At 74.5% G+C, this 13,507-nt stretch carries 5 protein-coding genes; all 5 read right to left on the bottom strand.

The genetic code is table 11. The annotated features are described in order from the left end of the window. Positions 1-160 precede the first annotated feature (160 nt). Complete coding sequence (locus BMW99_RS14225) at positions 161-1,336, bottom strand: cytochrome P450 (protein WP_069464736.1); 1,176 nt, start codon at positions 1,334-1,336, stop codon at positions 161-163. Beyond that, on the bottom strand, positions 1,312-2,157 hold the full coding sequence (locus tag BMW99_RS14220) for a thioesterase II family protein (protein WP_069464737.1): 846 nt from the start codon (positions 2,155-2,157) through the stop codon (positions 1,312-1,314). The genes BMW99_RS14225 and BMW99_RS14220 overlap by 25 nt, the downstream gene beginning before the upstream one ends. After that, entirely contained in the window at positions 2,154-3,950 is a 1,797-nt protein-coding gene (locus tag BMW99_RS14215) for a non-ribosomal peptide synthetase (protein WP_069464738.1), read from the bottom strand. The genes BMW99_RS14220 and BMW99_RS14215 overlap by 4 nt, the downstream gene beginning before the upstream one ends. A gap of 178 nt (positions 3,951-4,128) precedes the next feature. Continuing rightward, positions 4,129-8,616 carry a non-ribosomal peptide synthetase gene (locus tag BMW99_RS14210; RefSeq protein WP_075016895.1) on the bottom strand — a complete coding sequence of 1,496 codons (4,488 nt, stop codon included), beginning with the start codon at positions 8,614-8,616 and terminating at the stop codon, positions 4,129-4,131. A gap of 73 nt (positions 8,617-8,689) precedes the next feature. Beyond that, on the bottom strand, positions 8,690-13,426 hold the full coding sequence (locus BMW99_RS14205) for a non-ribosomal peptide synthetase (RefSeq protein ID WP_069464741.1): 4,737 nt from the start codon (positions 13,424-13,426) through the stop codon (positions 8,690-8,692). Between the last annotated feature and the right edge of the window lie 81 nt (positions 13,427-13,507).

Below are 13,507 nucleotides of genomic sequence, written 5' to 3'. Positions count from 1 at the left end.
GAAGTTCACCGGCCCCGGCCACGGGCGCGAGGCGGCTTCGGGCGGGCGCTGAGCTGCGCGTACGTCGCCTTCGGGGGGCGGGAGCGCCGAAGGCCCGCCCCACGCACGGGAGAACGTGCGCGGACGGGCCTTCGGGGCGCCGGGGCCGGGACGGCGGCCGTCATCGAGGGACGAGCCGCGCCGGGAATCGGTGGAGGCCGAAATTGATGATGGAGCGGTTGTACTCCGCGGGGCCGTCGAGTTCGATGACGGAGACCTTTTCCAGCAACGCGGAGAAGAGCCCGACCAGTTCGGCTCTGGCGAGCGGCGCACCGACGCAGTAGTGCGCCCCGAGGCCGAGGGCCAGGTGCCGGTTGGGGGAGCGGTCGAGCAGGATCTCGTGCGGCCGGTCGAAGGCGGAGCCGTCGTGGTTGGCCGCCCATGTCCACACCACCACCTTGTCCCCGCGGCTGATGTGGTGTCCGCCGAGTTCCGTGTCCCTGGACGCGGTGCGCAGGGTGTGCAGGCCGACCGAGGTCCAGCGCAGGAGCTCGTCCAGCGCGGGATCGAGCCGGGCCTCGCCGGTCTGCAGGGCGCGCCACAGGTCAGGCCGCCGGGCCAGCGTGTGCAGGCCGATCGCGGCCGTGTGGCGCACGGTCTGCACACCGCCCACGACGATGTTGTCGAGGTTGAGCACCACGTCCTCGACCGGCATCAGCCGGCCGTTGACGCGGTGCACGGCCATCCGGCTGATGAGATCGTCGCCGGGCTCCCGCCGGCGCAGCATCACCTGGTTGAGCAGGTAGGGGATGAGCCGCTGGTGCCCGGCCCGGCGCTCCTCCGGGCGGTCGCCGAGGAACGCCTCGTCGCAGACCTGGACCACCATGGCGCGATCCTCGTCGGGAACGGCGAGCAGGTCGCACATCACCGACAGCGGCAGAGCCGAGACGGCGTCGACGAGGTCGACCGTGCCGAGCTCCACCGCCCGTTCCACGATGCCGGCGGCGAGCTCCGCGATGTTCGCGGCGGCGTGCCGGACCTTGCCGGCGGCGAAGAACGGGTTGGCAGGAGCGCGCAGTTGGCGGTGGCGGGGCGGGTCGGCCAGCGCCATCATCCGGCCGGCGCCGGCCGGATGCTCCCCGCTGCCGAGCAGGGAGCCGCCCTCGGAGCTGTAGGTGGCGGTGTCCCGGAGCACCGCGGCGGCCAGATCGTAGGAGAGGACCGACCAGACGGGCCCGTCGTCGGCCGTGTCGGTGCGGTGCACGGGTGCCTCGGCCCTGAGGGCGTCGATGATCTCCGGCAGGTCCGCGCGTGACCACAGTCCGGGATCGCTCAGATCGATCGCAGTGGTGAGCACGGGTCCTCCTCGGCGGTGGCGGGGGTGAGCGGGCGGGCCGGCGGTCCGCCCGCCTCGGAGCGCCCGGTGATCAGCGAGGACAGCAGGCCGGCCGGCCCGGGGGCGTCCACGCCGGCGAGCAGATGGCCGCCAGGCACCACGGTGAGGCCGAACGGGCCGCGTACGTGGTCCTCCCAGCCGGCGATGGCGGGGGCGTCCAGCATCGGGTCGTCCCGGCCAACCACGGCATGCAGCGCGGTGCTCAGCGGTGCGGCGGGCCGGTACCGGTAGGTGGCACGGACGGCCAGGTCGGTGCGGATGGTCTCGAGGGCCAGCCGCCGTAGCTCGGCGTCCGTGCCGATCAGGTGGCCCATGCCGGCCAGCCGCAGCAGGTCCTCGGCGAGCAGTTCGGCCGGTGCGCCGCCCTCCCACGCCGACGGCGGCTGCGCCGACGCGGTCACCAGCAGCCGCGGGCGGCAGCGCACGGGCAGCGCCTGGGCCACCTCGTAGGCGAGCAGAGCCCCGAAGCTCTGGCCGTAGAAGCCGAACGGGACGCCGAGATGGGGGGTGAGCGCCTCTACCACGTCGTCCACCAGCCTGCGGAACTGCGCCGGCATCGGATGGCGGCGCCGGCCACCGCGGGCGGGCATCCGCAGTGCCCACACCTCCGCGACGGGGTCGAGCGCGGTCGCCAGCGGGATGTACGCCGTGGCGTCCCCGCCGGCGTGCGGGAAGCAGAACAGCCGGAAGCCGCTTCCGGACTGGGGCCGGGGAACCAGGAACCAGTCGCCCACGGCGCGAATGCGGCCGCCCCCGGTCGGTGCCTGCGCGAGAAGGCTCATGTCGCGTCCTGGGTGGTGCGCCGCGGCAGGGACGGCCGCGTGGTGGCCGGGCCGGCCGCCATCGCGGCCCGCACCGACTCGGTGAAGTCGGCCAGGTCGCGGGCGTCCAGCAGGTGCCGCAGCTGGAGGCCGACCCCGAGGGTGCGGCGCAGCGTGTGGACGACACGCAGCGCCGCGAGGGAGTGCCCGCCGAGCAGCAGGAAGTCGTCCGACGGACCCACGTCGCTGACGCCGAGCACGGTGCGCCACACCTCGGCGACCTGTTCCAGCAGCAGCGGCTCGGGGGAGCCGGGGACCGCGGCCGCGCGGTCTCCGGCCGCGGCCGCCGGCCGGGGCTCGGGCCGGGACTCGGGGACGGGCAGTGCCCGGTAGTCGGTCTTGCCGCTCGGTGTCAGGGGCATCGCGGCCAGCGCCACCACCTCCGACGGCACCATGTGCGCGGGCAGCCGGGCCTCCAGGCGCCGGCGGACGTCCTGGGGCGACAGGCCGGCGCCGCCGGTGACGTACGCGATGAGGCGCCTGTCGCCGGGGGCGAACTCCTTGACGTCCACCGCGGTGTCGCGTACGTCCGGATCGATCCGCAGCGCGTTCTCGATCTCTCCCGGCTCGATCCGGAAGCCGCGCAGCTTGACCTGGCGGTCGCTGCGTCCCACGAACTCCAGGGCGCCGTCCGCGCGTTGCCGCGCCAGGTCGCCGGTGCGGTACATCCGGCCGCCGGCCGGCCCGGCCGGATCGGCGGTGAACCGCTGTGCGGTGAGGGCGGCCCGTCCGGTGTAGCCGAGGGCGACGCCCGGACCCGCGAGGTACAGCTCGCCGGTCTCTCCCTCGGCGACCGGGCGCAGCCCGGCGTCGAGGATCCGGGCTCCGACCCCCGGCAGCGCGCGCCCGATGTGCGGACCGGGACCGCCGATCCACGCGGCGGTCGCGTCGACCGTGCACTCGGTGGGGCCGTACAGGTTGAGGGCGGTGATCCCGGCCGCCTCGATCTCCCGCCAGGTCCGCTCGGGGACCGGCTCGCCGCCCATGAACAGGCGCAGGGCGGAGCGGCCGGCCAGGGTCTCGCGCAGCAGTTCCCAGTGCGAAGGCGTCAGGTCCAGGTCGGTGACGCCGAACTCGGCGACGACGGCGGCCAGCCGGGAGGGGTCCCCGCGCTCGTCGTCGGAGAGCACCACGACGGTGTCGCCCCGGCACACCCGGGCCCACTGCTGCACGGACGCGTCGAAGGAGACGCTGGCGTTCCATGCGACGACGGCGGGCTCCGGGCGGTAGGCCCCGATCCCCTCCAGGGCGGCGACGAGGAACGCGGCACTGCCTCGGGACACCTCGACGCCCTTGGCCGGACCCGTGGACCCGGAGGTGTGGATGACATAGGCGGGGTCGCCGGGGAGGGAGGTGACCTGCGGGACCGGCCCGCCGGTACGGGAGCCGGGCCGCACGATCACGAGTCCGGCGGGCACCGCGGGCGCGTCGTCGGCGCTGATCACCAGAGCGACCCCGGCGTCGGCGGCCAGGAACGCCAGCCGCTCGGCGGGGTACGCGGGGTCCAGCGGCACGTACGCCGCGCCGGCCCGCCACACCGCGAGCAGCGCCACGAGGAGGTCGGTGGTCCGGCGCAGATGGACGCCCACCCGGCTGCCGCGGCCGGCGCCGTGGGCGGCCAGCGTCGCCGCGAGTCCGGCGGTGCGCGCGTCCAGTTCGGCGAAATCGAGGGCGCCGTCCTGCGCCCGCACGGCGACGCGGTGCGGGTGGTCGGCGGCGGCCCGCAGGAAACGGGCCGTCAGGTCGTCACTCATCGGGGTTCTCCATTCGTGGCACGGAAGGCGGAGGGAGCGGGAAACGGGACGCGATCGGGACCCGGGACGCGCCCCCCGTCGCGGGGCGGGAGGAGCGTGCGGGGCACGGAACCCCCGCAGGGGCCGGAGCGTCCGGGGCACGGCAGGGCGGGCGGACGCCCCGTCCGGCTTCGGGGGGTCATGCGCCGGTGAGAGCAGGCGTGCGCCCGCGGGCCGAGGCGACCGCAGCCATCTCGGCCAGGGCCCGCTCGTAGGCGTCGGCGAACGCGCCGGCCACCGTCGCGGACACCACGCTCGGCTGGTGGTCCACGGCCAGCAGCACCCGGTCGGACACCGGGTCCTGTATCAGCGACGCGCCGAAGGCGAAGTTGTTGGGCTCGTGGCGGTGGGTGGGCTCGCAGCCGATCCGGGAGTCCAGGATGCGCGCGCCACCGGTGCGTCCCAGCGCGTGGAACTTCAGGAACCCGAACTGGCTGTCGAGCCGGGTGCCGGTCATCAGCCGGGCGAGCTGGGCGAAGGGCGTTCGGCGGTGCGGCATCATCTCCCGCTCCTGCTCGTGCACCCGTCGCAGCAGGCGCAGCGGGTCGCCGTCCGGCTCCGTCCCGGCGGTCAGCGGCACCGTGTTGAGGAAGAGGCCGTAGGCGTCGATGCCCCCCGTACGTTCCAGCCGCCCGTTCATCGCCAGGCCGGTGGTGACCTCGTCCCGGCCGGTGATCTCGGCGAGCGCCCGCATGTGGGCGGCGAGGGCGACCGACTTGACCGGCACCCGCACCGCGTCGGCGACCGCGCGGAGGTGCGCGGGTGCCCGCGGCAGCACCCGCTCCAGGGTGTCGGCGAGTTCGTGGACCTCGGCCGCGGCCGGCCAGAGCACCCCGGAGACCCCGGAGAGCTTGCGCCGCCAGTAGGCCAGCGACTCCTCGTCGCCGGCCGCATCGCGCTCGGCAGCGACGAAGTCCCGGTAGGCGGAGGCCGGCGCGGGAAGCGGCGCCGCGGCCGGATCGGCGCTCAGCGCGGCGTGCCGCTCGAGCAGTTCGCTGAGCATCGAGGTGAAACTCCAGCCGTCCAGGATCGCGTGGTGTTCGGAGATGGTGAGCTGGAAGAGGTCCGCGCCCAGCCGCTGCACGGCGATCCGGAAGAGGGGCGGCCGCATCAGGTCGAAAGGCATGTCGCGGTGCTGCTCGAAGACCGCGCGGACGGCGGCCTCCTGCTCGGCCCCCGTGCGGCCGGTCAGGTCGTGGAACTCCACCGGAGCGGGCAGCTCCGCGTGGACGAGCTGCAGCGGCTCGGCCCACCCGGAGACGTCCAGACCGGTGCGGAGCACCGCGTGGCGGCGCATCGCGTCGGCGACGGCGCGCCGGAAGGCGTGCTCCTCCAAGGGCGCCGAGATCCGGTAGCTGTTGACGTTGTGGTAACTGCCGGTGCCGCCGGTCATCTCCATGTGGAAGATCATGCTGAGCTGCATCGACACCATCGGGTAGGCGTCCTCGACACCGGACGGGAGCGTGTGCCGTGTCCGCGCGTCCACCAGGGAGAAGGGCGCGCGGTCCGTGTCGGCCCGGCCGACGGCGCGGGCCAGGGGCACCAGGCCGGCGATGCTCGGCGCGTCGAAGACGTCGCGCAGCGACACCTCCCAGCCGGCGTCGTGCAGGGCGCCGGCCAGGTGCACCGCCCGCACGGAGTCGCCGCCGAGGCGGAAGAAGTCGTCGTGGACGCCGGGGTCGGCCACGCCGAGCACCTGGGACCACACGGCGGCGAAGGCACGCTCGACCGGCGTGGACGGCGGGACGTGCGCGCTGCCCCCGGTCCGTGGCGCGTCCGGGTCGGGCAGGGCCGCCCGGTCCACCTTGCCGTTGACGGTGAGCGGCAGCGCGTCCAGCACGGTCACGCTCGCCGGGATCATGTAGGCGGGCAGGGTCCGGCCCAGGAACTCCGCCGCGTCCTCGGGCTCCCCGCCGGTGACGTAGGCGGCGAGCCGGTCGCCGACGACGGTCACCACGCAGGACTCCACGGCGGGGTGGGTGCGCAACGCGGCCTCGATCTCGCCCAGTTCGATCCGGAAGCCGCGCAGCTTCACCTGGAAGTCCGCGCGGCCCACGTACTCGAGGCCGCCGTCCGGCAGGCGCCGGGCGACGTCGCCGGTGCGGTACATGCGCGCCCCCGGCCGCGCCGGCGACGGGTCGGCCACGAAGCGGCCGGCGGTCAGGCCGGGCCGGTTCCAGTAGCCATGGGCGAGGCTGCCCCCGCTGATGTACAGCTCGCCCGGCACGCCGACCGGGCAGGGACGCAACAGGTCGTCCAGGACGAGGGCGGACAGGTGCGGCATCGGTTCGCCGATGCGGCTGCGGTCGAAGGCGGCGGCCGCGGGCACGTCGTGGGTGGTGACGTGGACGGTGGTCTCGGTGATGCCGTAGAGATTGCACAGCCGGTTCGCGGGCCGCGGCTCCAGCGCGTACCAGCGCCGGACCGACTCCGGGTCCAGTGCCTCGCCGCCGAGCATGACGTGGCGCAGCGCGGGCAGCGTGCGCGGGCCGCGCCGCAGCGCCTCCTCCAACTGCCGGAAGGAGGACGGGGTGAGGCACAGGTGGGTCACGTCCTCCTCGGCGAGGAGCTCGGCGAACTCCCCCGGCGAGCGGCTGACCACGTACGGCACGACGACCAGCCGGGAGCCGTGCAGCAGTGCGCCCCACATCTCCCACACCGTCCAGTCGAAGGCGAAGCTGTGGAAGAGCGTCCACACTCCGTCCGGTCCCGGTGCGAAGCCGTCGGTGCATGTGGTCATGAGCCGGCTGACGTGCTCGTGGGCGACGCCCGCTCCCTTGGGCCGGCCGGTGGAGCCGGAGGTGAAGATGACGTACGCGAGATCGGCGGGGTCACCGCCGGTGTGCGGCCGGTGCGAGGGGTACGCCGCGGTCCGGGTGGCCTGTTCGTGGAGGTCGTGGACGGTCCACGGGCCGCCGGGGACGAGGTCGGGCCGATCGGTGACGACCAGGGCCGTACCGGTCTCCGCGTAGATCGCCTCGGCCCGGCCGGGCGGGGCCGAGGTGTCCACGGGCACATAGGCGGCACCCGCCTTGAGCACGCCGAGGACCGACACCAGGATGTCCGGAGTGCGTTCGAGCAGCAGGCCGACCCGGTCCCCGCGGCGGACGCCGGACGCGGCCAGCGCGTGGGCCAACTGGTTGGCGCGCCGGTCGAGTTCGGCGTAGGTCAGGGTGATGCCCTCGTGGCTGACGGCGGGCCGCTCGCCGTGCGCGTCCGCCACCTCCTCGAACATCTCGTGGAGCAGCCGCCCCGGGTCCAGGCGCGGACCGGCGTCCACCGCGGCGGTGGCGGTGTCCGCGGCCGCGGCCCCGGCCAGCCGCAGGACGGGCAGGTCGGCGTGGTCGAGCAGCACGTCCAGCAGCCGCTGCCAGTCCTCGGCCATCCGCGCCAGGGCGGCCGCGTCGAACAGGTCCGAGCGGTACTCGGCCTCGCCGCGCAGTTCGCCGTCGTCGAAGACCGACCAGGTGAGGTCGAACTTCGCGGTGCCGTTGGACCGGACCCGGCGCCGGGCGGAGGCAGGTCCGAAACGCAGGGGCGAGGGGTCCTCGGTGTGGGCGCCGAAGACCACCTGGACCAGCGGCTGCCGGCCGCCGGACCGGTCCGGGACGAGCCGGTCCACGAGCGTGTCGAACGGCACGTCGAGGTAGGCGTAGCCGTCGAACGCCGTCTCCTGCACCTGGTACAGCAGCTCACGGAAGGTCATCGAGGTGTCGAGCCGCACCCGCAGCGGCAGCAGGTTCACGAAGTACCCGACCAGATGCTCCAGTTCCGGCCGGTTGCGGGTGGTCACGGGGGTGCCGACGATCATGTCGGAAGCGCCGGTGAAGCGGTTGAGCAGCACGGCGAACGCGGCAAGCTGCACGATGAAGGGAGTGACCCCCTCCGTGGCGGCCAACTCCTTGACCCGGGCAGCGGTGCCCGCCGGGGGTGCGAAGTGTGCGACGGCACCGCGGTCGCTCGTCGTGACGGGACGGGGCCGGTCCGTCGGCAGTTCGAGCAGGGTGGGCGCGCCGGCCAGCTGCCCGGTCCAGTAGGCGATGTGCTCGTCGTAGGTGGCGACCGCCTCCTCGGCGGCCCATTCGCCGTACCGGAGCCCGAGGTGCGGCAGCCGCGGTTCCGTGCCCTCGGCGAACGCCGTGTAGCAGGTGGCGAGTTCACGCTCGAATATCTCCGCCGACCAGCCGTCCCACACGATGTGGTGCACGGTGACCGCGAGCGTCGCGGCGTCGTCGGCCCGGAGGATCGCATGGGCTCGCAGCAGCGGTCCGGTCTCCAGGTCGAACGGGGTGGCGCCCTCCCGCACCAGGATCTGCTCGGTGCGGGCGTCCCGTTCGGCTGCCGGCAGCGCCCGCAGGTCGGTGACGGTCAGCGGCGGTGTCCGGACGGCCCCGACGATCTGCCGGGGGCCGTCCGGGCGCAGGGTGAAGGTGGTGCGCAGCGGCTCGTGCCGCGCGACCACGGTGTGCAGGGCGCGCTCCAGGAGGGAGGGGTCCAGCGGGCCGGTGAACTCGAAGGCCCAGGGGATCGAGTAGGCCACGGAGCCCGGGTTCCACCGGTCGAGGAACCACAGCCCGCGTTGCAGCCCCGACACGGGGGCCGTGCGCGGCGTCTCATCGAATCTCAACGTCTTCTGCCTTTCTCGCTGCTGTCCACTGCTGTCGACTGCTGTTGACGGCCGGGCCAGGTCCGGCGCCGGGCTACGCGGGCGTCAGGGCGGCGGCGATCGCGCTCACCGTCCGGGCGCGGAACAGCAGCCGTGGCGGCACCCGGGTGCCCGTGGCGGTGGACAGGCGCATGGCGATCCGCACCGCTGCCAGCGAGTTGCCGCCCAGCCGGAAGAAGTCGTCCTGCGGGCCGATGTCCTCGGTACCGAGAATCGCCGCGACGGCCTCGGCGACCAGCCGCTCCCGCGCGGTCATGGCCGCCGCCGTCCCCTCGGCCGATCCGCGACCGCCCGCGGGCCGGGGCGTCGCCGGCCGGGACGGAGCGGGCAGGGCGGCGCGGTCCGCCTTCCCGTTGGCGTTGAGCGGCAGGGCGTCGAGCACGTCGAGCGTCGCCGGAACCAGGTAGTCGGGCAGCAGGTCCGACAGCCGGCAGAGGAGGGCGTCGGGCCGCACGTCGTGGCCCTCGGATGCGGTGACGTATGCGGCGAGCCGCAGGTCGCCGGGTGCCGGCTCGTGCACCGCGACCACCGCCTGCCGGACACCCGGCTGGCGGACCAGGACGTCCTCGATCTCACCGGGCTCGACCCGGTAGCCGCGGATCTTGACCTGGTCGTCGGCGCGGCCGATCACGGAGAGCACGCCGTCCGCGACGCGGCCGAGGTCACCGGTGCGGTACATCCGCTCACCGGGACGGAACGGGCTGGCGACGAAGCGGGCCGAGGTCAGCGCGGGCCGCCCGGCGTAGCCGTACGCGAGGCCGCCGCCGGCGGCGTAGACCTCACCGGACTCGCCGTCGGCGACGGGGCGCAGGTCGCGGTCCAGGACCACCACGTCCTTGCCGCCGACCGCTGCGCCCACCGGGACGGACGGGCCCGCCACGTCCTCGGCGGTGACCGTGCGGCAGGTGGTGAAGCCCATGCTCTCCACCGGCCCGTATCCGTTGCCGACCCGCAGGCCGGGGAAGGACTCCAGGGCCTTGGCCACGTGCGGCACCGAGGCGCGCTCGCCTGCGGTGAACGCGGTGTGCAGCCCCGTGAAGGTCTCCGGGAACTCCTCCACGAGGAAGGAGAACAGGCTTCCCGACAACTGGAGCTGGGTCACGCCGTGCTGCCGCGTGAGCCGGGCGACGGTCTCCGGGTCGGGCCGTTGTCCCGGGTGCAGGACGCAGGCACCGCCGAAGGCCAGCGCGCCGAACAGCTCCAGCGCGAAGGCGTCCCAGGACACCGGGGAGGCCTGCAGCCACACCTCGTCCGGGCCGAACCGGGCGTAGTCCTGGGCGAGATAGGTGGTGGTGAGGGCGCGGTGCGGGGCGGCGACTCCCTTGGGGCGGCCGGTGGAGCCGGAGGTGAACATGACGCAGGCCAGATCGGCGCCCGTCACCCGCGTCGTGGGGTCGGTGTCCGGGAGGCCGGCCGCCTCGGCGTCCACCGCCGCGAGATCGAGGTGCGGCACGCCGGGGAACGCGGCGTCGAGTCCGTGGACGAGGACCAGGCACGCCTGGCTGTCGGTGATCGCGCCGGCCAGCCGTGCGGTGGGGAACTCCGGGTCCAGCAGGGTGTAGCCGGCGCCGGTCTTCAGCACCGCGAGCAGCGCGGCGACGAGCTCCGGGCCGCGTTCGGCGAGGACCGCGACGACGTCACCACGGCCGCAGGCGTTCCGCCCGAGGAGCAGGTGGGCCAGACGGTTGGCACGGGCGTTCAGCTCGCCGTAGGTCACCCCGCGGTCGCCGTGCACGAGGGCGGTGGCGGAAGGGGTGCGGCCGGCACGCTCCTCGAAGAGGCGGTGGACCGGGACCTCCAGGGCGGCGGCGAGCGTCTGCTGCCACTGCTCGCACACCTCGGCCATCGTGGCCGCATCGAAGAGGTCGGTGTCGTACTCGAAGCGGCCGGTGAAGCCGCTGCCGGTGTCGTCCACGGAGATGGACAGGTCGAACCGCGACACGGGGTTGCTGTGCAGGGCCCTGGCGACCTCGGCGTCACCGATCCGCAGCGGCTCGGTGCTCAGCGGGTGCATCTCCAGCACGACCTGGCACAGCGGGGAGCCGTCGCCCGAGCCGTCGCCCGCGGCCAGCGCGGTGATCTCGTCGAAGGGCGTGTCCTGGTGCCGGTACGCATCGACGGCCGTCTCCCTGACGCGGTGTACCAGGTCCACGAAGGACAGGCCGGGATCGACGGCGACGCGGATCGGCAGCAGGTTGACGAAGTAGCCGATGAGCGAGGCCAGTTCCGGCCGGTTGCGCATGCTCACCGGTGAGCCCACGACGATGTCGGTCGCCCCGGACCTGCGGTGCAGGGTGAGCGCCAGCCCGGCGAGCAGCACCATGTACGGCGTGGCGTCCTCGGCCCGTGCCAGGTCCTTCACGGCGAGGGCGACGGGGGCGGGGAACCGGAACCGGTGCACCGCGCCGCGGAAACGCGGTTCCTCCGGGCGGGGCCGGTCGGTGGGCAGCGGCACCCCGGGCCGCGGGCCCGCCAGCTGCCGCCGCCAGTGACCGAGCTGCTCCGCACCACCGCCGTGCTCCGCCTGCCAGGCGCTGAAGTCGGCGTACTGGCAAGGGAGTTCCGGCAGCGTCGGCGGCCGACCGGCCGCCAGCGCGGCGTAGGTCTCGCGCAGCTCCTCCTCGAGCACGGCGAGCGAACCCTCGTCCCACACGATGTGGTGCACGACCAGCAGCAGCACCGGACCACCGTCGGACGTGGTCATCAGGTGGGCGCGCAGCAGGGGACCGCGTTCCAGGTCGAACGGCTCCGAACCGAGGTCCGCCACGGCCGCGTCCAGCCGGCCGGCCGGGACCTCGGTGACCGTGAACGGCACTTCCGCGACGGCGCCGACCCGTTGCTCGGGCCCGTCGTCGCCGAGGCCGAACGTGGTCCGCAGCGCCTCGTGGCGGCCGGCCACGACCTCCAGCGCGGTACGCAGCACAAGGGCGTCGACCGGGCCGTCGAAGCGGAACACCCACGGCACGTTGTAGGTGGAGGAGCCGGGATGCCACTGATCCAGCACCCACAGCCCGCGCTGGAACGGGGACAGCGGCGCGCGCGTCCGGCCCGACCGGGTCAGCGGCGCGGGCTCGTGCCGGCCGGCGGCGGTGACCGCCGCGGCGAAGCCGGCCAGCGTCGGCGCGTCGAAGATCGTGTACGGCGAGACGGTGCCGAACACCTCGAAGATCCGGGCGACGACGCGGACCGCGGTGAGCGAATCCCCGCCCAGGTGGAAGAAGTTGTCGTCGGCGCCGATGTCGGGCACGCCGAGGACCTCGGACCACACACCGGCGATGAGCTGCTCGATCGGGGTGCGCGGGGGGACCCGCCGAGGACCTTCGGCGGCCGGCCGCACGGCGTCGGGCGCGGGAAGCGCGGCGCGGTCGATCTTGCCGGCCGCGGTCAGCGTGAACGCCCGCACCGGAACGAAGAGCGCCGGCACCAGCGGCGCGGGCAGCCGGTCGGCGAGGAACTGCCGCAGCCGGTCGGCGTGCGGCGGCCGTCCGGTGACATACGCGACCAGCCGCCCGTCCCGCGCGGCCACCACGCACTGCTCCACGCCCGGGCAGGTGGCGAGCACCTGCTCGATCTCGCCGGGCTCGACACGGAAGCCGCGGATCTTCACCTGGTCGTCGGCCCGCCCGAGGAACTCCAGCGGCGCGTCGGGGGCCGCCCTGCGCACCAGGTCGCCGGTGCGGTACATCCGTGCGCCCGGGCGGCCGGACAGCGGGTCCGGCAGGAAGCGCTCCGCGGTCTGCCCGCCGCGTCCCCAGTAGCCGGAGGCGAGCAGCGGGCCGCCGATGTACAACTCCCCGGCCGTGCCCGGAGCCGACGGCCGGAGGCGTTCGTCCAGGACGTGCAGGGTCCGCTCGCCCACCGCGCGGCCTATGGGGGTGACGCCCCCGTCCTGGTCGGGGACCGTGAGGTGGGTGGTGGAGGTGATCACCGTCTCGGTCGGGCCGTAGGCGTTGACCAGCGGAACGCCGGTCCGGGCCCGCCACGCGGCCGCGACCTCGGGGTAGAGGCGGTCACTGCCGCAGATCATCAGCCGCAGGCCGGACGGGGCCGGGAAGGCACCGCCATCGAGCGCGGCCACCAGGTCCCGGAAGTAGCCGGCCGACAGGTTCGCGACCGTGACCTGTTCCCCGGAGAGGAGTGCGAGGAGTTCGGCGGGCGCGAGCAGCGGCCGGTCGGGGACGACGAGAGTGGCGCCGGCGAGCAGGGTGGTCAGCACCTGCTCGACGGCCACGTCCACGTGCGGCCGGGCCAGGTGCAGGACGACGTCCTGGTCGCTCAGGCCGAACGTCTCCCGGGCTGCTTCGAGGTGGCCGGCGAGGGCGGACGCGGCGACGTGGACGCCCTTCGGCCGGCCGGTCGTCCCGGAGGTGTAGATGATGTAGCCGCCGCCGTCCGGTGCGGGTACCGCGGGCGGCGCCCACCGGCCGGCGTCGTGGGGACCCGGCGTCCCGAGGGCGCGGAAGGTTGCGCCGTCCAGGACGGCACGAGCGCCCGCATCGGCGCGCACGAAGGCGTTGCGGTCCGCCGGTGCCTCGCTGTCCAGGGGCAGGTAGATTCCGCCGGCCCTCAGCACGGCGAGCAGGCCCACGACGTAGTCGCCGCGGTTCTCGCTGGTCACGGCGGTGACCTGTCCGGGGGTGATCCGCGCGGCGAGCGCGGCGCTCAGTTCGTCGAGTTCTCGGTAGGTGAGGGTCCGGTCGGCCAGCCGCACGGCGGGTCGAGCCGGAGCGCGGTGCACCACCGAAGCGAACAGGGATGCGATGTCGGGCATGATCCAACCTTGGGGAGTGAGGGCGCCGACGCGGTACAGGCGAGAAGCTAGGGCCTGCCGCGGGAGACGAGCGGCAGCGGG

It is taken from the genome of Actinacidiphila rubida, from assembly GCF_900110255.1.
In the GTDB taxonomy this organism is placed as follows: Bacteria; Actinomycetota; Actinomycetes; order Streptomycetales; family Streptomycetaceae; genus Actinacidiphila; species Actinacidiphila rubida.
This window is presented reverse-complemented; position numbering and strand designations above follow the sequence as displayed.